We start from the raw sequence: 18,712 nt of genomic DNA, 5'->3' as shown, positions 1-18,712 counted from the left end.
ATTCGTTCCGCCATTCTGGGACCTGGCGGCCGCGTATTCAATTGCGAACAATTAAGTGTGAGGCATTTCAATTTCAATTGCGTGCAATCTAATTGTCTGCGATATAGATCGCTGCGACCCCGGAAAACCACAGGGAGACGACAATGTCCGTGAATGTTCTCTACAAGACCAGCGCCAAGGCCACCGGCGGCCGCGACGGCCATGCCGCAACGCTCGACGGCGCGCTCGACGTCAAGCTCACCACGCCGAAGGAGCTCGGCGGCGGCGGCGGTGCCGGCAACAATCCCGAGCAGCTGTTTGCCGCCGGCTATGCCGCCTGCTTCATCGGCGCGATGAAGTTCGTGGCCTCCCAGGGCGGACCGAAGGTCCCGGCCGACGCCGCCGTCACCTCGACCGTCGGCATCGGCCCGCGTTCGGCAGGCGGGTTCGGCCTCGACATCGATCTTTCCGTCTCGCTGCCGGGGCTCGCCCGTGCGGAAGCCGAGGCGCTGGTCGAGAAGGCTCACCAGGTGTGCCCCTATTCCAACGCCACCCGCGGCAATGTCGACGTCCGCCTGACGGTCGTCTGATCGGAACGGCGGATCGGCTGGCCCGAGATCCCCCTCGGGCTGGCCATTCCGATCGATTTGCCGATCGATTTGCCACGCCGCGGGATTGATGTGCGGCGGCGCATGCGGCCCCACGCCCGGGGCCATTGCCGGCGTGCACGAACCTCGCTAGGCCTGTGATCAATGATCGACACAGGGGAAGCGAAGGCATGAGTTCTGAAGTCGCGGGTTCTGAAACCGCTATGGGCGCGATGAGCGGACTGCGCGTCATCGATCTCACGCGGGTGCTCGGTGGCCCCTACTGCACCCAGATCCTCGCCGACCACGGCGCCGACGTGATCAAGGTCGAGCCGCCCGCCGGCGACGAGGTGCGCGACTGGGGCCCTCCCTTCCACGAGGAAGACGCGGCCTATTTCGTCGGCATCAACCGCAACAAGCGCTCGATCGGCCTCGACCTCGCCTCCGAGGGCGGCCGTATCGTGCTGCTCAAGATGCTGGAGACGGCCGACGTCCTGATCGAGAATTTCAAGCCGGGCACGCTGGAGAAATGGGGCATCGGCAACGAGGTGCTGCGCAAGAAATTCCCGCGCCTCGTGCATTGCCGGATCTGCGGCTTCGGTGCCGACGGCCCGCGCGGCGGCAATCCCGGCTATGACGCCATCATCCAGGCCATGACCGGCATGATCGCAGCGACCGGCTCGCCCGAGAGCGGGCCGATGCGTATCGGCGTGCCGCTGGTCGACATCACCACCGGGCTCTATGCGGCGATCGGCATCCTGATGGCGCTGTCGGAGCGGCAGCGTTCCAGCCAGGGCCAGTTCCTGGAGACCACGCTGTACGAGACCGGGCTCGCCATCATGCATCCGCACACCGCGAACTATTTCATGCATGGCAAGCCCCCCGGCCTGACCGGCAACGAGCATCCCAACCTCGTGCCTTACGCGATCTTCCCGACCAAGACCGACGACATCTTCATCGGCGTCGGCAATGACGGCACCTTCCGCAAGCTTGCCAAGGAGATCGGCAAGCCCGAGCTCGGCACCGATCCGCGCTTTGCCCGCAACAAGGACCGCATCGCCAATCGCGAGGCGCTGCGCGCCGAGCTCGCCGCCGTGTTCAGCCAGCACGAGGCCGAGCCGCTGTGCAATCGCCTGCTCGCCGCAGGCCTGCCCGCAGGTCCCGTGCAGAAGATCGACCAGGCATTGACCAACCCGCACACGATCCACCGCGGCGATGTCATCGAGAAGGATTGGTACAAGGGCGTCGCCTCGCCGATCCGGCTCGATCGCAGCAAGCCGAGCCTGCGCCGCCTGCCGCCGAAATTCAGCCAGCATGCGGCGGAGGTGCTGGGCGAGTTCGGCTACTCCAGGGCCGAGATCGACGCGATGGTCGAGAAGGGCACCGTCTGCGGACCCGAGCGCAAGCGGTAGGGGCTTCATGGACTAGGCTTCAGCATTGCCGCAGAGGCAGTGCGCTCCCTCTCCCGCTTGCGGGAGAGGGTCGGGGAAGGGTCGGGGAGAGGGTGTCTCCGCAGTGAGACTCCCCAAGAGGAGAGAGCCCTCACCCGGCGCTATGCGCCGACCTCTCCCGCAGGCGGGAGAGGTTAAGGCAGACCGGGGCCGCATCGGTTTTACCCAACGCCATTCCGCACTGGCGGCGCTCGCCTTCCGCATCAACCGATGCCATGCTGCGGCGCGGGCGCGAGTGTGCACCGCGAACAGCTGCCGCTGACCACGGCACCTTCGCCTAATTGACCGCTTCCCTTTTGCAGCGCTTGCCGCTTTCGTTTCGGCCGCTTACACAGTCATGTGAACGTCATATGGCGCTGCTAGCGCAAGCGATCAATTTTGACGGCCCTAGGGAGGTTTTCTTGATGGCTCTTCGACACTTTGGTGCGGCTGCCGCTGTTGCAGTCACGTTTGGCTTGGGCGCCTCGCCGGCCTTGGCCGTGACCGAAATCCAGTGGTGGCACGCGATGACCGGCGCCAACAACGAGGTTATCGTCAAGCTCGCCACCGACTTCAACGCGTCGCAGAGCGACTACAAGGTCATTCCGACCTACAAGGGCAACTACCCCGACACGATGAACGCCGGGATCGCGGCGTTCCGCGCCGGCAACGCGCCGCATATCATGCAGGTGTTCGAAGTCGGCACCGCGACCATGATGGCCGCGACCGGCGCGGTGAAGCCCGTCTACAAGCTGATGGCCGAGGCCGGCGAGAAGTTCGATCCCAAGATCTACCTGCCCGCCATCACCGGCTACTATTCGACCTCGAAGGGCGAGATGCTGTCGTTCCCCTTCAACTCGTCCTCGACCGTGATGTGGGTCAACCTCGACGAGCTGAAGAAGGCGAATGTCGAGATCCCGAAGACCTGGCCTGAAACGTTCGAGGCCGCCAAGAAGCTGAAGGCTGCCGGTCACGACACCTGCGGCTTCTCCGGCTCCTGGATCACCTGGGTCAATCTCGAGCAGCTCTCCGCCTGGCACAACGTGCCGCTCGCCAGCAAGGCCAATGGCCTTGACGGCTTCGACACCGTGCTGGAGTTCAACGGACCGCTCCAGGTCAAGCACCTCGAAACCCTGGTCGAGCTCCAGAAGACCAAGACCTATGACTATGCCGGCCGCACCAATACCGGTGAAGGCCGCTTCACCTCCGGCGAATGCCCGATCTACCTGACATCGTCGGCATTCTTCGGCAACGTCAAGGCGCAGGCCAAGTTCAACTTCACCGCGGTGCCGATGCCCTATTATCCGGACGTCAAGGGCGCGCCGCAGAACTCGATCATCGGCGGCGCCTCGCTGTGGGTGATGGGCGGCAAGTCGGCCGAGGAATACAAGGGCGTCGCGAAATTCCTGACGTTCCTCTCCGACACCGATCGCCAGGTGTACATCCACAAGGCCTCGGGCTATCTGCCGATCACCAAGGCGGCCTATGAGAAGGCCAAGGCAGAAGGCTTCTACAAGGATCAGCCCTATCTCGAGACCCCGCTGCTCGAGCTGACCAACAAGGAGCCGACCGAGAACTCGCGTGGTCTGCGCCTCGGCAACATGGTTCAGCTCCGTGACGTCTGGTCGGAAGAGATCGAGCAGGCGCTGGCCGGCAAGAAAACCGCCAAGCAGGCGCTCGACGCCGCCGTCGAGCGCGGCAACACGATGCTGCGGCAGTTCGAAAAGACCGCCGTCAAGTGAGGCGATGAGCGGCAGGCCACGCATTCGCGGCCTGCCGCTCTGCTGACATCATGCAAAAGCAAGCCATTTTCCAGACTAAGGTATTGCCCTATGCGCTGGTCGCGCCGCAGCTCGCGATCGTCCTGATTTTCTTCTATTGGCCGGCCTTGCAGGCGGTGATCCAATCCTTCCTGCTCCAGGACGCCTTCGGCCTGTCGACGACCTTCGTCTGGTTCGAGAATTATCTCGAGCTGTTCAGGGATCCCGCCTATTTCGCGGCGATCGTCCGGACCTTCTTCTTCTCGTTCGCTATCGCCGTCTCGTCGCTGTCCTTTGCGCTGCTGCTCGCGGTGATGGCGGACAAGCCGCTGCGTGGCTCGATGCTCTACCGCACGCTGCTGATCTGGCCCTATGCGGTGGCCCCGCCCGTGGTCGGTGTGCTCTGGATCTTCATGCTGCATCCCTCGCTCGGCGTGCTCTCGCGCTATCTGCGTGCGATAGGCGTCGATTGGAATCCGCTGCTCGACGGCGACCAGGCCGCGGCGCTGATCATCCTCGCCGCCGCGTGGAAGCAGATCTCCTATAATTTCCTGTTCTTCCTCGCTGGCCTGCAGGCGATCCCCAAGAGCGTGCTCGAGGCCGCCGCGATCGACGGCGCGCGCCCGATGCGGCGGTTCTGGACCGTGACCTTCCCGCTGCTGTCGCCGACCATCTTCTTCCTCCTGGTCGTCAACATCGTCTATGCCTTCTTCGACACCTTCGGCATCATCGACACCATGACCCGCGGCGGCCCCGGAACGTCGACGGTGACGCTGGTCTACAAGGTCTATTCCGACGGCCTGCTCGGCGGCAATCTCGGCAGCTCCGCGGCGCAATCGGTCATCCTGATGGTCATGGTCATCGTGCTGACGGGAATTCAGTTCCGCTTCGTCGAACGCAAGGTGACCTACTGATGGTCGAGGAAGAGGGCTTCAGGCGCTACGTCGCCCACATCATCCTGTGGATCGGGATCGCGATCGTCGCCTTCCCGGTCTACATCGCGATCATCGCCTCCACTCAAGACAACGCGCTGATCGCCAACGGGCAGATGTCGCTGTTGCCGGGCGGCCATTTCTTCGAGGTCTATTACCAGACCATCTTCGTCGGCACGAGCGGCTCGACCCGCGAGCCCGTCGGCAACATGATGCTGAACTCGCTGGTGATGGCGCTGGCGATCGCAATCGGCAAGATCGCGATCTCGATCATCTCGGCCTATGCGATCGTCTATTTCCGCTTTCCGTTCCGGATGCCGATCTTTTGGATCATCTTCATCACCCTGATGCTGCCGGTCGAGGTCCGCATCTATCCGACCTACAAGATCGTCGCCGACCTACACATGCTCGACAGCTATGCCGGCCTGTCGCTGCCGCTGATTGCCTCGGCCACCGCGACGCTGCTATTCCGGCAGTTCTTCATGACCGTGCCGGACGAGCTGCTGGAAGCCTCGCGCATCGACGGCGCCGGCCCGGTCCGCTTCTTCTGGGATACGCTGCTGCCGCTGTCGCGCACCAACATGGCGGCGCTGTTCGTGATCCTCTTCATCCTCGGCTGGAATCAATATCTCTGGCCGCTCTTGATCACCACGCGCGACGACATGCAGACCATCCAGGTCGGCATCCGCAAGATGATCACCACCACCGATGCGCTGACCGAATGGCCGATCGTGATGGCGACCGCCGTGCTGGCGATGCTGCCGCCGGTGTTCGTCGTGGTCGTCATGCAGAAATTGTTCGTGCGCGGATTGGTCGAGACGGAAAAGTAGGTTTTTGGAAGTGAGTTTTTATGGCTAACGTCACCCTGCGCAACGTGCGCAAGACCTATCCCGGCGGCTTCGAGGCCATCAAGGGCGTCGACGTCGATGTCGGCGACGGGCAGTTCTGCGTGCTGGTCGGCCCCTCCGGCTGCGGCAAGTCGACCCTGCTGCGCATGGTCGCCGGGCTGGAAACGGTGACCGGCGGCGAGATCGACATCGGCGGCCGCGTGGTCAACCAGGTCGAGCCCGCCGATCGTGACATCGCGATGGTGTTCCAGAACTACGCGCTCTATCCGCATATGAGCGTCTACAACAACATGGCCTACGGCCTGCGCAACCGCGGCATGGCGGAGGCCGAGATCAAGACCCGCGTCGAGGAAGCCGCGCGCGTGCTCGAGCTGACCTCGATGCTGGAGCGCAAGCCGCGCCAGCTCTCCGGCGGCCAGCGCCAGCGCGTCGCCATGGGCCGCGCCATCGTGCGCCAGCCAAAGGTGTTTCTGTTCGACGAGCCGCTGTCCAATCTCGATGCAAAACTGCGCATCGCGATGCGGGTCGAGATCCGCAAATTGCAGCGCCGACTGAACACGACGTCGATCTACGTCACCCACGACCAGCTCGAGGCGATGACGCTCGCCGACATTCTCGTCGTGATGAATGGCGGCCAGGTCGAGCAGGTCGGCAATCCGCTGGCGATCTACGAGAAGCCGGCGACAACGTTCGTCGCCTCATTCATCGGGGCACCACCGATGAATCTGATGTCGATCCACCAGGACGAGATCAAGTCGCAGCTCGGCGATGGCCGCGCGAGCGAGGCCGGCATCCTTGGCATCCGCCCGGAAGATTTCGTCATCACCGACCAGACGCCGGCCGGCGGGATCGCGCTGCCGCTGACCGTGGAGGCGATCGAGCGCGTCGGCGCCGAAACCTTCATCTACGGCGCGCGGGCGCATGACGAGCAGCGTATCGCCGCCAATCCCGGCGAGCTGCCGCCGGGCGAAATCATCGTCCGGATTCCCGGAACCGAGGCCCCGGCCATTGGCGAGAAAATCCGCGTCGCAGCGGTGCGGGCGAAGCTGCATCTGTTCAGCGGCGACGGGCGGACGCGGGTCGAGGCCTGACCGGTTCCGAACGACCGGTAAACAAAAGGCGCGAAACAACCCCATGCACAGTAGCCGGGGGTCTGTTTTTGTTGGGAAAAATCGCCGGGCAGATTCGCCGTTCTCGGGCTTGTCCCGGGCATCCATGTTTTAGCGCACGAGAAGGTCGTGGATGGCCGGGACAAGCCCGGCCATGACGATCCGGCAGCATTTGCGCGACGACGGGCCGGGTCGCTGGCGCGAGATGACCCATCCACAGCCCCTCGGCTACCTGCTTGAACCCACACGGGGATATGCCCATATTGCTGACCAAGGGGTGCCTCTACGGGCCCTGAAACGCCAAAGTCGCTTCGAGAGGACTTTGTAAACTATGTCTCGTGTTCCCACGCTTTCCAGTCCGTTCCTTCTGGGCTTCGACGAGATTGAGCGCGTGCTCGATCGCGTCGTCAAAGGCGCCGACGGTTACCCTCCCTACAATATCGAGAGGTGCGACCGATCGGAGGGCCAGCCCGAGCGGTTGCGCATCACGCTGGCGGTCGCCGGATTCACCCGCGATCAACTCGATGTAACCATTGAGGAAAACCAGCTTGTGATTCGCGGGCGGCAGCAGGACGACAAGACCCGGCAATACATCCATCGCGGCATCGCCGCGCGCCACTTCCAGCGCACTTTCGTGCTGGCGGAGGGGATGCTGGTGTTGGGTGCCGATCTGAAGAACGGATTGCTGGCGATCGATCTTGCCCGGCCGGAACCGGAGAGGATCGTTAAGACAATCGCTATCAATGAGCACGAATAATGGAACGAGTAGCGGACTCGACCGCTTAGTTTCGAGAGAGGAGTCGAGACCATGAGTGAAGGTCATGTTGCGTTCGAATATGAAGCCCAGAATGTCTCTCCGGAGACGCTGGCGACCCTCGGCGAAGGCCATATCGCCTACGTGAAGCAGATCCGCTCCGAGGATGTGCCGGGCCTGTTTCCGGAAGCGCCGAAAATCGCGCCGGGCCTCAAGCTCTTCGCGCTCCATTCCGCGGACGGCACGCCGATCATGCTGACCGACAGCCGCGAAGCCGCAATCGCCAATGCCTGGAGCAACGAGCTGCAAGCGGTGAGCGTGCACTGAGCACGCGCACGCCGGACGAATAGAGTTTCAAGCGGGCATGCCTTCGCACGAAGGCGTGCCCGCTTTGTTTTGTCCGTATGCTCCCTTAGTTCTGCCGCGCCAAACCCACTCCTCTGCTCATCCTGAGGAGCGCGGAACGCGCGTCTCGAAGGAAGGCCTCGGCGAGATCCGGGCCTTCATGGTTCGAGACGCGCTTCGCGCTCCTCACCATGAGGGTTTCGTGACGCAGCAGATCAGTCGACGATCCCCCGCTCATCGACCGCAGGAGACAGTCCCGCCAGAAGCGGCGCGTACGCTGCGAGCCGACGCGACATGAATTCCATAAACAGCCGCACCCGCTTGGTCTTGCGCGACTCGCCTTGCGTGAGCAGCCAAAGCGTTCCGAGCATGCGCAGGGTCGTCCCCGGCACCCGCACCAGCGACGGATCGGCATCTCCGATAAAACAAGACAAGGACGCCATCCCGAGCCCCTGTCGCACGGCAAGGATTTGCGCTGAGGCGTCCGTGACTCTGAACGGAACGTCCGAGGCAGGAACCTCACCCTTGCGCGCCCACTCCGAGACCGGATCCTTGCTCCTGACGATCCAGCGGATGCGATCAGGCGCTCCCGCACGCCACGCCGCAAGCAGGTCGCGGGACATGTAGACGCCGCCGAACAACTCCGGCGCCTTCACGCCGTGAAGATTGAGCGGGAGCGCGTTACGGTCATAGACGACGCGGATCGCGACGTCAGCCTGACGGTTGGTCAGATTGATCGGCTCGTTGATGGACAGTATTTCCATCTCGATCTCGGGGTGAAGACGCCCGAACTCGGCCAGGTCCGGCATCAGCAAGTGCGTGGCGAGGGTCGACGGCAGCGTCACCCGCAGAAGCCCGCGCACACTCTGGTCGCGGCCAAAGACGCGCGTCTGCAATTGAGCCGACGAAGCTTCCATCTGCTCCGCAAATGCGAGAGTCTCCTCTCCGGCCTCCGTCAGGCGATAACCTGACGGCAGCTTCTCGAACATCCGCGTCCCGAGGCGCTCCTCCAGCTGGGAGATGCGTCGCAATATCGTCGAGTGGTTCACTTTGATGCGCTCGGCGGCAGCCCGGACCGAACCCTCGCGGGCGACGGCAAGAAAGTAGCGAACGTCATCCCAATCGATCATCCCGCGCAATCCTTAGCCCGGGATTGCGCTTCGAATCCCGCGTTCCTTCATCGAAAATCGTCATCTATGTAGATGGTGGCGCGGGTAAACCCAATTCGGAAGCCGGCCGAAAACGCACTGCGGGGGCAAATTTTGCGATTGGGGTGTCGACGCGGGCGAACTCAACATCAGTTGCGCGGCCGGATCGTTTGCGCACCACGCTGGTGCAAACTTCCGGACTGACCGCCTGACGCCGGCGGGCCTACCTCAGGGTTTCCCGGACGTGCCGGGAAGGCAAACTGAGGAAAATGTTATGTCACGATTGAAAGGCAAGGTCGCGGTTGTCAGCGGCGGCAACAGCGGCATCGGGCTTGCCATCGCCCAGCGGTTCGTCAGGGAGGGCGCCCATGTCTTCATCTTCGGCCGGCGCCAGGAAGCGCTCGACAAGGCGGTAAAGCTCATTGGCAGCGGCGTCACGGCCATTCAGGCGGACGCGTCCAGGCTTGCGGATCTCGGCCGCGTTGCCGACGCGGTCCGGAGTGCCAAGGGCAAGGTCGACGTGGTCGTGTCCAACGCCGGCTTCACCGAGCAGGTGCCATTGCGCGACATCACGGAGGACCACTTCGACCGCACATTTGACCTGATGGCCAAGGGGCCGCTGTTCCTGGTGCAGAAGATGCTGCCGATGATGAGTGGCGGCGGATCGATCATCCTGGTGTCCTCGGCCATGCACTACATGGGCCTGGCGAACCACTCGACCTACACGGCGACCAAGGCGGCCGTGCGTTCGTACGTCCGGACCTGGGCGGCCGAATTCAAGGACAGCGGCATCCGTGCGAACCTCCTCAGCCCGGGCCCGGTCGACACGCCGATCATGGACTCCCAGGCGACCAGCCCCGAGGAGGCCGTCGCGCTTCGCAAGATGTATGCGAACTACACGCCCATGCTGAGAATCGGACGTCCCGACGAACTGGCGGCAGCGGCCCTCTTCCTCGCCTCGGATGAGAGCTCGTTCATGACGGGCTCCGACATGGTCGTCGACGGCGGCGTCTGCAACGTCTGATCAGGACCATCCACGTAGAGGATGCTGCGATTGGTGAGGGCACGCCGATCATGCTGACCGACAGCCGCGAAGCCGCAGTCGCCAACGCCTGAAGCAACGAGCCGCAAGCGGTGAGCGTGCACTGAGCGAGCGAGCGTCGTAAGAATAGAGTTGGAAGCGGGCATGCCTTCGCACGAAGGCGTACCCGCTTTGCTTTATCCGCATACTGCGAGCTGAGCTATCAGCCGGAAGGCGATGACGGGATGCTCAAATCCGGGTCGTGCTCTAGATTTGCCTGATAATCGATATCACCATACAAAATAGCATGACGGCTCCCCACCCAAGTGCCATCCAGTAGAAACACACGCAGGCGCCGAAGACTGTCTCGTTGCTTGTACGGGTTACATAGCCGTTACGGCTCCAAACTTTTCCCTTGGTACTCGCAAGCCGCAATTGCCAAACCACGCTGGCCAACCATCCAAACATGCCGGCCAGTACGAGGAATGTAATCAAGAGAAGATCCTCTGGCGAGGCGTACCGCTTAGTCGTGGAAAGCAGGGACTTCTTATTGGATCGATGCTTGCGAGAGAAGGCGTGCCCGTTTCCATTTTGAGAGATGACGTTTCCGCGTCGTCATTGCGAGCGCAGCGAAGCAATCCAGAATCTTTCCGCGGACGGACTCTGGATTGCTTCGTCGCAAGAGCTCCTCGCAATGACGGTGTTGAGAGAGCTTCGCTCGCAATAACGGATTAAGCCGCCGTGGCCGGCGGCAGCGCCAGCACCGAATAGATCGCTTGCGCATCGCGCGAGGCGCGGAGCTTTTTCGCGATGTCCTGGTCGCGCAGCAGGCGGGCGATGCGCGCCAGCGCCTTGAGATGGTCGGCGCCGGCGCCTTCCGGCGCAAGCAACAGGAACACGAGATCGACCGGCTGGCCGTCCATCGATTCGAAATCGATCGGACGATCGAGCCGCGCGAACAGGCCGAAGATCTTTTCCAGCTTGGGCAGCTTGCCGTGGGGAATGGCGACGCCGTAACCGACCGCGGTGGTACCGAGCTTTTCCCGCTGCAGCAGCACCTCGAACACCGCGCGTTCGTTCTGACCGGTCAGCTCGGCGGCCTTGGCCGCGAGTTCCTGAAGCGCCTGCTTCTTGCTGTTGACCTTCAATGCCGGGAGAATCGCCTCGGGCGCGACCAGATCGGTAATCGGCATGGAAGACTTCCGAGGTGAATGAAAACGTCAGGTTCCGAATTGGCCAACCTGGACAGAGAACCGAGGCGGGCCGGCGTCAAGAAGGTGAAGCAGGAGGCGGACTTAACCCTTGGCTGATGTGGGGGGCTTCTACTCCAACGCAATCCCGGTGCCAACTGCCGCGTGCGGCTTTGTCCCGGTCATTGTTAAGGGGTGGTGGGGGCACGGTTGGTGCCCCCTCAGGCCTTGCCTTCCGGCTTGCCTGCGGGCGGGTCGATCCAGCCGACATTGCCGTCCGCCCGGCGGTAAATGATGTTCACCCGGCCGCTCGAGCCATGCTGGAATACCAGGCAGGGAGCCCCGCTGAGGTCGAGTTCCATGACCGCTTCGCTGACCGACAGCTGTCTGAGCGAGGTGGTTGCCTCCGCGATGATGACGGGGCTGTAGCCGGTGACCTCGTCCTCGGACGGCGCCTCCAGAACGTAGCTCGTGGCATCGAGCGCGGCGAGTGCCGCGGCAGCGTGGGACTTGCGGCCGGAGCGGTCCTTGAGCCGGCTCTTGTAGCGGCGCAACCGTTTCTCGATCATCAGAAGCGCCTGGTCGGCACTGGCATAGGCGTCCGGGGCGTTCGAATCGGCCTCCAGCGTAATTCCCGAATCAAGGTGCAGCGAGCAATCGGTGCGGAAGCCGAAGCCGTCCTTGCTCAGCGTGATGTGGCCGGAATAATTGCCGTCAAAAAACTTGCGCAGGACCTCATCGGTTCGCTCGGCAACGCGGCCGCGCAAGGCCTCGCCGACGCTGATGCTTTTTCCCGAAATCCGGAGAGTCATGTGATGCCTCGCTGGTTGAAGGCCTAGCTTGGATCGGTCGCGATGGGGGGTTGAGAGTAGCGCGATTTGGCGCCAGCGCAATCAGGCCGGCTCGGTGTTGCGGGAGCGATCGGACATTGCGGTGGAGAGGACGTTACCAAGAGCGCTCTGCTTGTCGCGGCGGCGTTGCACCGAGGAGGGAATGCGCATGGCTTCGCGGTACTTCGCGACCGTGCGGCGGGCAATATCAATGCCCGAGGCGCGCAACCGTTCCACGATGGTGTCGTCGGAAAGAATTGCGGCAGGTGCTTCCGAATCGATCAACTGCTTGATGTGGTGACGCACGGCTTCGGCGGAATGCGCCTCGCCGCCATCGGCCGACGCGATCGAAGCCGTGAAGAAATATTTCAGCTCGAAGGTGCCGCGATTGGTCGCCATGTATTTGTTGGCAGTAACGCGCGACACCGTGGATTCATGCATCTGGATGGCATCGGCCACGGCCTTCAGATTGAGCGGCCGCAGATGCGCCACGCCATGGGTGAAGAAGCCGTCCTGCTGGCGCACGATCTCGGTCGCAACCTTCAGGATGGTGCGGGCGCGCTGATCGAGCGCGCGCACCAGCCAGGTTGCGTTCTGCAGCGCGTCGGTGAAATACGATTTGTCGCCGTCCTTGCCGATCTTCTTCGACAGTTGCGAATAGTAGGTCTGGTTGACCAGCACGCGCGGCAAGGTGTCGCTGTTGAGCTCGACATGCCAGCCGCCGTCGGGACCCGGGCGGACATAGACGTCCGGCACCATGGTCTGTAGACGCGCCGAGCCGAACTTCATGCCGGGCTTGGGATTGAGCCGGCGGATCTCGCCGATCATGTCCGCGATGTCCTCGTCGTCGACGCCGCAGACCTTGCGCAGGCCCGCAATGTCGCGCTTGGCGAGCAGATCGAGATGCTCGACCAGCGCCTGCATCGCCGGGTCGTAGCGATCGAGCTCGCGCAGCTGGATCGCCAGGCATTCGCTCAAGTTGCGCGCGCAGACACCGGGCGGATCGAATTTGTGCAGCACGGCAAGAACGTGGTCGACATCTTGCTGCGACGCGCCGAGCCGCTCGGCGGCCTGGCCAAGGTCCGCCGGCAGATAGCCGGCCTCGTCGACGAGATCGATCAGATACTGCCCGATGATGCGCTGTGCGGGACCGGTGAAGGCGACCGAGAGCTGCTCGGCCAGATGGTCGCGGAGCGTGATCTCCGCCGCGACGAAGGCCTCGAGATTGTAGTCCTCGTCGCTAGAAGCGCCGCCGCCCCATTCGGTATAGGTGGTCGGCGCGACATCCTGGGCGTTGCGCGCAGCCGTCTCGGCCGGCTCTTCGGAGAAGACGTTGTCCAGCCCGGTGTCCAAGGTCTGCTCGATCTCGGCGCGGGTGCCGAGATCCTTGCTCATCCATTCTTCCTGGCCGGGCTCGAAGGCCTCGCCCGGGCCGCCGCCCGGTTCGTCGTTGTGGCCGCCGTCGCTGTCGTTGAACTGGCCGACCTCGGCCGGGGCTTCGCCGGCCGGCGCCTCGTCGTTGGCCCGTTCCAGCAGCGGATTACGCTCGAGTTCCTCTTCCACGAAGGTCGTGAGATCGAGATTGGACAATTGCAGCAGCTTGATCGCCTGCATCAGCTGCGGCGTCATGACCAGCGACTGCGATTGCCGGAACTCTAATCTCTGCGTGAGCGCCATGAAGCAAGAACCGTTCCCAAAAAATTGGTCCGATTTTTGCTTATCCTAGTCTTAGCCCGATGTACACGTCTTGACGTAACGCAAAAACAGGCTAGAGGCGGAATTCCTCGCCAAGGTAAAGGCGGCGAACGTCCGGATCGTTGACGATCTCATCCGGGCTGCCCTCGGTCAAGATTTCACCGGCATAGACGATATAGGCGCGATCGGTGAGCCCGAGCGTCTCACGGACATTGTGGTCGGTGATGAGCACGCCGATGCCGCGATTGGTGAGATGGCGCACGAGGTCCTGAATGTCGCCGACCGCGATCGGATCGATGCCGGCGAAGGGCTCGTCCAGCAGCATGTAGTTCGGGCGCGTCGCCAGCGCGCGCGCGATCTCGACGCGGCGCCGCTCGCCGCCGGACAGCGCGATCGAAGGCGATTTGCGCAGGCGCGTGATGTTGAACTCGTCGAGCAGGGCGTCGAGCTGCTGCTCGCGCTGCTTGCGCGACGGCTCGACCACTTCGAGCACGGCGCGGATATTCTGCTCGACGGTGAGGCCGCGGAAGATCGAGGCTTCCTGCGGCAGATAGCCGATGCCGAGCCGCGCGCGCTGATACATCGGCAGCTTGGTGACGTCGTGGCCGTCGAGCTCGATCGCGCCGCGATCGGGCTTGATCAGGCCGGTGATCATGTAGAACACGGTGGTCTTGCCGGCGCCGTTCGGCCCCAGCAGGCCGACCGCTTCGCCGCGGCGCACATAGATGCTGACACCGCGCACCACCTGGCGGCTGCCAAAACTCTTTTCCACGCTATGCACAGCCAGGAAGCCCGGCCGCTTCAGAAGCTGCGGGCCGCCTGAGCCGTTGGACTTGGCAGTGGCCTTGGCATTGGCTTTGGCAGCGGCTCTGGCCGGTTGAGCCGGCGGCTGGCGCGGCCGCGGCGGCTCGGCGCGGAACTGGTCCGGCTCACGGGCAATGGGGGGCGCGTCCCGCACGGGACTCGTCACCAGACCGCCGACGCTGTCGCCGAGCGAGGTGATGTCCTGACGCGCAAATCCTGGCCGGCCGCGCTTGGCGGGGCGCCGACGGAACATGCTGAATAGATCGACCATCCCCGCTGTCTCAAGCCTTTCACGGTAATTCCGCACGGTGATCCCGCACGGTGATCCCGCGACCTGCCGCGCCGGCCCACGATTCGCCGGTGCAGCATGAGTGAAAGGATGTCTCATGCCCAGAGAAACACCCCCGAATAAGCGGATCCCGCTTCGAAGCCCGTTGCGCTAGATACAGTCTTGCCGGCCCGGCTTCAACCTCGGATCACCGTCGCCTAGCTCAAGTAATTGAATTTACTTCTGTTTACTTGCTTTGTTTACTTCCGCCCGGCAATTGCAGCGGCGCGCCCGGGCCGGGCTTGCCCCCTTGGCCAGCTTGGCCACCTTGGCCGCAATCATTGCCGCCACCCTGCGGCAGCAGGGCCTGCACCCGGCCGCTGTCGGATTCCACGCGGGACACCCCGGTCGTCATGTCGACCATTAGCCGGTCGCCGCGCAGCACGTTCTTGCACTGTGTCAGGACCACGCCGCCGAGCATGGTGATGAGATTTGTCTTGGTGTCGAACACGGCGGTCTCGCCGGTCACCACCTGGTCCTTCTGGGTGACGACGACATTGCCGCGCGCCTCCAGCCGCTTGATCGAGGAGGCGCCGCCCGGGCCGGGCGTTGCCGACTGCATCGGCGCCGACTTGGCGCCCTTTGCAGCTGCAGCTGGCGCAGCCGCCGGCTGCGGCGGCTTGTCGCCACCGGATTCGTAGAACACCACCAGCGTCTTCGAGGTCATGGTGGTGTCGCCCTGCACGACCTTCACATTGCCGGCGAAGGTCGCCTCCTTCTTCTTGTCGCGCATCTCGAGCGAGGCGGCTTCGATCTGGATCGGCTGATCGCGGTTCTGCGAAAAGCCCTGCATCGCATTGGGCACGCCCTGCATCGTGCTCTGCGCGAGCGCCGCACCGGCTGCGATCAGCACGATGCCGAAGACGGACGCAATGGCGCCGGCGCTCAGGCCCGCGCTGCGCGTACCGCCCGGAAAAAACTTCGTCATGAAAATCATCTTGAGTTGGCAGGCTTGTTCTGGGGCGCACGCGTCTTTGCCGGCGGTGCGGGCTCGACGGGCGCGGGCTGAGCGGCGGCGGGATCGTCCAGCTTGTCCAGATGCATCACGACGTTGCCCTCGAAGCGGATGACGTCGCCGCCTTCGGTGATTCGCAGCCGATCCGACGTCAGCGTGCCGTTGGTCAGCTTGACGTCGACATGCTCATCCGACGAGACGGTGCCCTTGGCCATGTCGACGAAGGCCGAGTTCAAACGCGCCTCATAGCCGGTCGAGGTGCGCAGGAAGATGTCCTTGTGCAGGTCGAGCTGCTGCTGCTTGTTGTCGAACCGGCCGGTGCGGGCATCGAGGAACAGGTTCGATTGATCTTCCATCAGCACTTTCGCGCGCAGATCCGACAGATCGACATGGTCGGGGTCGGTGATGTCCTGTGTCGCGGTCTTGGCCCAGAGCTCGTAGGGCCGCTGGTCCGGGGTGAAGCCGGCCATATGCGGCGATTCCATCGTGATCTTGGTGCCTGTCACCACGAGGTTTCCGGAGTCGAGTTTCAAGGGGATCTGGAAGGGGTTCAGAAAGGTCGAGACCGCGACGATCGAGGCCATGGCCACCACCACAGTCACCGGCACCGCGACGCGCAGAATCCGCACCAGACGGCTATGGCGCGCCGCGCGGGCAAACCGCGCCGCAAGCGCAGCGTCATAGGTGGGATACTGGGCCGAGTTCACCGCTGCTCCAGAGCGTCGCTAGCCTTTTCCAGATGAAGGCTCCCATCGAAGGTGCCTCATTGTACCCGGCACCGGCGGAATATGCAGCCCGCGACAGGCCGTTACGACTGTGTCCGAAACGGGGCGGCAGGCCTCCGCCCCAAGCGGCCGAAAGCTTCAGGAATGCGCGAAAATGTCCTCCTCGGCCCAGCCCTGGAGGTCGAGCAGGGCGCGAGTCGGCAGGAAGTCGAAACAGGCCTTGGCCAGCGCCGTGCGGCCCTCCCGCACCAGCATCGCATCCAGCCGCTCGCGCAAGCCGTGCAGATGCAGCACGTCGGAGGCGGCGTAGGCGAGTTGCGGCTCGGTCAGGCTGTCGGAGCCCCAATCGCTGGATTGCTGCTGCTTGGAGAGATCGATATTGAGCACCTCGCGCACGAGGTCCTTGAGGCCGTGCCGATCGGTATAGGTGCGGGTCAGGCGGGAGGCGATCTTGGTGCAATAGATCGGCCCGGTCATGATTCCGAAGGTCTGGTACAGCACCGCGACGTCGAACCGTGCGAAGTGAAAGATCTTGGTGATCGCAGGATCGGCCAGCAGTGCCTTCAGGTTCGGCGCGTCGGTGTGGCCCTTGGGGATCTGCACCACGTCGGCGCTGCCGTCACCGGGCGAGAGCTGCACCACGCAGAGCCGGTCGCGGTGCGGGTTCAGCCCCATGGTCTCGGTGTCGATCGCCACCGCTCCGGTGTAGCGGGACAGGTCGGGCAGGTCGCCGCGGTGCAGGCGTACGGTCATGGCGTGTCAAAACCTCGGGTCGAATCGGTGCGTCGGCATCATAGGCTAATCGGATCGATCGCGATGTATCCACTGGCGGCGGGCCACGCAAGCGCCGGCTCGGCCCTCAAGGCCGTCAGATCGCCGCCAGCATGATGCAGATCATCGCCGCCACGGTGATGCGGCTGGCGCCGTCGCGGAAGGTGTAGAGAATCGGATCGTCCGGCATCTCGCGGCGATGCGCCATCATCAGGGCGCGGCCGAACCAGTATAGCAGCAGCGGGTTGAGCAGCCACAGCATCCAGGGACGGCTGTACAGCGGCGTCACCGCCGACGAGGACACATAGAGCGAGAACACAGTCACCGCGTTCATGGCGCTCGCGGCCGCCATGGCGGCGATGATGTGCAGGTCGGTGATCCTGTAGTCGCGGTTGGAGGGATCGGACAGGCCCGCATCCTCGCGCATGCTGAGCTCGCTGAAGCGCTTGATCAGCGCCAGCGAGGTGAACACGAACAGCGAGAAGATCAGCAGCCATTCCGACAGCACCACGCCGACGCCGACGGCGCCGGCGATGATGCGCAGGCTGTAGAGGCCTGAGAGCGTGACGACATCGACCAGCATCTTGCGCTTGAGCACGAGCGAATAGGCGATGGTGGTGGCGAGATAGGCGCAGAGCACGCCGAGGAAGAGCGCGGAGATGCAGAGGCTGGCCGCGAGCGCGAACAACCACAGCGCAGGGATCGCGAGCAGCGCCGACGAGATCGGCAGATCGCCGGCCGCGAGCGCGCGATGGCGCTTGGTCGGATGCTGGCGGTCGGCGGCAAGATCGAGCAGATCGTTCATCAGATAGGCGCCCGACGCGCAGGCCGAGAACGCCAGGAACGCCAGCAGCGCAGAGCCGAGCGTTGCAAAATTGAGCTGATGCGCGGTGATCGCCGGCACGAACACCAGCGTGTTCTTGGCGTATTGATAGATGCGCAGCGCGTTCGCCCAGGTCTTTACGCTAGATGTCTTTACGCTCGGACGGCTGCCGCTTCCTTCGCTGATGCGCGCGATCGAGGCGCGATCGAACGGCAGCTTGTCGCCCGCGACGAGATCGGCCGGCGCAACGACGCCATCGAAGCCGAGATGCGCGGCGATGCCAGCGGCATGTTGGCCGAAGCGGCCGGCGACCAGATAAATCTTCTCGCCCCGCGCCCGCGCCGCCAGCGCCTGGTTCAGCACGCCGGAATCATAGGGCAGATGGGCGTAGTCGATCCTGGCGTCCGCCAGAATATCCGTGAGCGCCGCCATGCCCGGCCGTCCGCCAGCGCCGAAGCGGGCCAGCATGCGGCCGGGTGCACTGAACAGTGCCTCCATCACCAGCTCGGAGCGCAGCAGCGCACCTTCGAGATCGATGAGCAGCGTCCGCGCAGGCGCCGGCATCGCCGACGGCTCAGGCGCGCCGCGATCATACTGCCAGGCAGGCTGCTCCATCCGAAAACGCTCTATTGGCCGCGACACGACCGGCCCAAAGGCTGGGGAGGCCGGGAGCAGGGA

Annotated in this window: 18 protein-coding genes; 9 read left to right on the top strand and 9 right to left on the bottom strand. The window is 63.7% G+C overall.

Going from position 1 to position 18,712, the window contains the following annotated elements; all coding sequences use genetic code 11:
- Window positions 1–143 precede the first annotated feature (143 nt).
- From GWG65_RS11985 to GWG65_RS11950, 8 genes are all read left to right on the top strand, one after another.
- Window positions 144–569, top strand: coding sequence for an organic hydroperoxide resistance protein (locus GWG65_RS11985; protein ID WP_275195776.1), 426 nt, complete (start codon window positions 144–146; stop codon window positions 567–569).
- 188 nt (window positions 570–757) lie between these two features.
- Window positions 758–1,978, top strand: a complete 1,221-nt coding sequence (locus GWG65_RS11980) for a CaiB/BaiF CoA-transferase family protein (protein ID WP_275195775.1) — start codon at window positions 758–760, stop codon at window positions 1,976–1,978.
- Window positions 1,979–2,421: 443 nt separating this feature from the next.
- Window positions 2,422–3,738, top strand: a complete 1,317-nt coding sequence (gene ugpB / locus GWG65_RS11975) for a sn-glycerol-3-phosphate ABC transporter substrate-binding protein UgpB (RefSeq protein ID WP_275195774.1) — start codon at window positions 2,422–2,424, stop codon at window positions 3,736–3,738.
- 50 nt (window positions 3,739–3,788) lie between these two features.
- Complete coding sequence (gene ugpA / locus GWG65_RS11970; RefSeq protein ID WP_275195773.1) at window positions 3,789–4,670, top strand: sn-glycerol-3-phosphate ABC transporter permease UgpA; 882 nt, start codon at window positions 3,789–3,791, stop codon at window positions 4,668–4,670.
- Window positions 4,670–5,518, top strand: a complete 849-nt coding sequence (gene ugpE, locus GWG65_RS11965; protein WP_148740982.1) for a sn-glycerol-3-phosphate ABC transporter permease UgpE — start codon at window positions 4,670–4,672, stop codon at window positions 5,516–5,518. Before ugpA ends, ugpE begins: the two co-directional genes overlap by 1 nt.
- 20 nt (window positions 5,519–5,538) lie before the next feature.
- Complete coding sequence (locus GWG65_RS11960) at window positions 5,539–6,627, top strand: sn-glycerol-3-phosphate import ATP-binding protein UgpC (protein ID WP_275195772.1); 1,089 nt, start codon at window positions 5,539–5,541, stop codon at window positions 6,625–6,627.
- A 349-nt stretch (window positions 6,628–6,976) separates the two neighbouring features.
- A complete protein-coding gene (locus GWG65_RS11955) occupies window positions 6,977–7,402 on the top strand; it encodes an Hsp20 family protein (RefSeq protein WP_007598583.1) in 426 nt (141 codons plus the stop codon).
- Window positions 7,403–7,453: 51 nt separating this feature from the next.
- Window positions 7,454–7,726 carry a DUF1150 domain-containing protein gene (locus tag GWG65_RS11950; protein WP_148740980.1) on the top strand — a complete coding sequence of 91 codons (273 nt, stop codon included), beginning with the start codon at window positions 7,454–7,456 and terminating at the stop codon, window positions 7,724–7,726.
- Window positions 7,727–7,959: 233 nt separating this feature from the next.
- On the opposite strand, the gene GWG65_RS11945 is transcribed toward GWG65_RS11950, so the two are convergent.
- Window positions 7,960–8,874 carry a LysR family transcriptional regulator gene (locus tag GWG65_RS11945; protein ID WP_275195771.1) on the bottom strand — a complete coding sequence of 305 codons (915 nt, stop codon included), beginning with the start codon at window positions 8,872–8,874 and terminating at the stop codon, window positions 7,960–7,962.
- 292 nt (window positions 8,875–9,166) lie between these two features.
- Here GWG65_RS11945 and GWG65_RS11940 point away from each other — a divergent pair, with 292 nt between their 5' ends.
- Window positions 9,167–9,916, top strand: a complete 750-nt coding sequence (locus tag GWG65_RS11940; RefSeq protein WP_275195770.1) for an SDR family oxidoreductase — start codon at window positions 9,167–9,169, stop codon at window positions 9,914–9,916.
- Between the two features lie 728 nt (window positions 9,917–10,644).
- Here GWG65_RS11940 and ptsN read toward each other — a convergent pair.
- From ptsN to GWG65_RS11900, 8 genes are all read right to left on the bottom strand, one after another.
- Entirely contained in the window at window positions 10,645–11,106 is a 462-nt protein-coding gene (gene ptsN / locus GWG65_RS11935) for a PTS IIA-like nitrogen regulatory protein PtsN (RefSeq protein ID WP_011083550.1), read from the bottom strand.
- A gap of 218 nt (window positions 11,107–11,324) precedes the next feature.
- On the bottom strand, window positions 11,325–11,915 hold the full coding sequence (gene raiA / locus GWG65_RS11930) for a ribosome-associated translation inhibitor RaiA (protein WP_275195769.1): 591 nt from the start codon (window positions 11,913–11,915) through the stop codon (window positions 11,325–11,327).
- Window positions 11,916–11,996: 81 nt separating this feature from the next.
- Window positions 11,997–13,610, bottom strand: coding sequence for an RNA polymerase factor sigma-54 (rpoN, locus tag GWG65_RS11925; RefSeq protein WP_275195768.1), 1,614 nt, complete (start codon window positions 13,608–13,610; stop codon window positions 11,997–11,999).
- Window positions 13,611–13,701: 91 nt separating this feature from the next.
- Window positions 13,702–14,703 carry an LPS export ABC transporter ATP-binding protein gene (gene lptB, locus GWG65_RS11920; protein WP_275195767.1) on the bottom strand — a complete coding sequence of 334 codons (1,002 nt, stop codon included), beginning with the start codon at window positions 14,701–14,703 and terminating at the stop codon, window positions 13,702–13,704.
- A gap of 244 nt (window positions 14,704–14,947) precedes the next feature.
- Entirely contained in the window at window positions 14,948–15,697 is a 750-nt protein-coding gene (locus tag GWG65_RS11915; protein ID WP_275195766.1) for an LptA/OstA family protein, read from the bottom strand.
- Complete coding sequence (gene lptC, locus GWG65_RS11910) at window positions 15,694–16,422, bottom strand: LPS export ABC transporter periplasmic protein LptC (protein ID WP_148740975.1); 729 nt, start codon at window positions 16,420–16,422, stop codon at window positions 15,694–15,696. The genes GWG65_RS11915 and lptC overlap by 4 nt, the downstream gene beginning before the upstream one ends.
- A gap of 156 nt (window positions 16,423–16,578) precedes the next feature.
- A complete protein-coding gene (locus tag GWG65_RS11905) occupies window positions 16,579–17,193 on the bottom strand; it encodes a ribonuclease D (RefSeq protein WP_275195765.1) in 615 nt (204 codons plus the stop codon).
- Window positions 17,194–17,308: 115 nt separating this feature from the next.
- Window positions 17,309–18,649 carry a UbiA family prenyltransferase gene (locus GWG65_RS11900; protein WP_275195764.1) on the bottom strand — a complete coding sequence of 447 codons (1,341 nt, stop codon included), beginning with the start codon at window positions 18,647–18,649 and terminating at the stop codon, window positions 17,309–17,311.
- Window positions 18,650–18,712: the final 63 nt, after the last annotated feature.

This window comes from Bradyrhizobium sp. CSA207 (assembly GCF_029051685.1).
Taxonomy (GTDB): domain Bacteria; phylum Pseudomonadota; class Alphaproteobacteria; order Rhizobiales; family Xanthobacteraceae; genus Bradyrhizobium.
Note: the sequence above shows the minus strand (reverse complement) of the source record. Positions and strands in the feature narration are given on the sequence as shown.

What these genes read in the sequence shown, in the direction of transcription:
- rpoN (WP_275195768.1), bottom strand. Translation starts at nt 13,610, where the DNA reads ATGGCGCTCACGCAGAGATTAGAGTTCCGGCAATCGCAGTCGCTGGTC.
- GWG65_RS11985 (WP_275195776.1), top strand. Translation starts at nt 144, where the DNA reads ATGTCCGTGAATGTTCTCTACAAGACCAGCGCCAAGGCCACCGGCGGC.
- GWG65_RS11900 (WP_275195764.1), bottom strand. Translation starts at nt 18,649, where the DNA reads ATGGAGCAGCCTGCCTGGCAGTATGATCGCGGCGCGCCTGAGCCGTCG.
- ugpB (WP_275195774.1), top strand. Translation starts at nt 2,422, where the DNA reads ATGGCTCTTCGACACTTTGGTGCGGCTGCCGCTGTTGCAGTCACGTTT.
- GWG65_RS11905 (WP_275195765.1), bottom strand. Translation starts at nt 17,193, where the DNA reads ATGACCGTACGCCTGCACCGCGGCGACCTGCCCGACCTGTCCCGCTAC.
- GWG65_RS11980 (WP_275195775.1), top strand. Translation starts at nt 758, where the DNA reads ATGAGTTCTGAAGTCGCGGGTTCTGAAACCGCTATGGGCGCGATGAGC.
- raiA (WP_275195769.1), bottom strand. Translation starts at nt 11,915, where the DNA reads ATGACTCTCCGGATTTCGGGAAAAAGCATCAGCGTCGGCGAGGCCTTG.
- ugpA (WP_275195773.1), top strand. Translation starts at nt 3,789, where the DNA reads ATGCAAAAGCAAGCCATTTTCCAGACTAAGGTATTGCCCTATGCGCTG.
- ugpE (WP_148740982.1), top strand. Translation starts at nt 4,670, where the DNA reads ATGGTCGAGGAAGAGGGCTTCAGGCGCTACGTCGCCCACATCATCCTG.
- GWG65_RS11940 (WP_275195770.1), top strand. Translation starts at nt 9,167, where the DNA reads ATGTCACGATTGAAAGGCAAGGTCGCGGTTGTCAGCGGCGGCAACAGC.
- ptsN (WP_011083550.1), bottom strand. Translation starts at nt 11,106, where the DNA reads ATGCCGATTACCGATCTGGTCGCGCCCGAGGCGATTCTCCCGGCATTG.
- GWG65_RS11915 (WP_275195766.1), bottom strand. Translation starts at nt 15,697, where the DNA reads ATGATTTTCATGACGAAGTTTTTTCCGGGCGGTACGCGCAGCGCGGGC.
- GWG65_RS11945 (WP_275195771.1), bottom strand. Translation starts at nt 8,874, where the DNA reads ATGATCGATTGGGATGACGTTCGCTACTTTCTTGCCGTCGCCCGCGAG.
- GWG65_RS11960 (WP_275195772.1), top strand. Translation starts at nt 5,539, where the DNA reads ATGGCTAACGTCACCCTGCGCAACGTGCGCAAGACCTATCCCGGCGGC.
- lptB (WP_275195767.1), bottom strand. Translation starts at nt 14,703, where the DNA reads ATGGTCGATCTATTCAGCATGTTCCGTCGGCGCCCCGCCAAGCGCGGC.
- GWG65_RS11955 (WP_007598583.1), top strand. Translation starts at nt 6,977, where the DNA reads ATGTCTCGTGTTCCCACGCTTTCCAGTCCGTTCCTTCTGGGCTTCGAC.
- GWG65_RS11950 (WP_148740980.1), top strand. Translation starts at nt 7,454, where the DNA reads ATGAGTGAAGGTCATGTTGCGTTCGAATATGAAGCCCAGAATGTCTCT.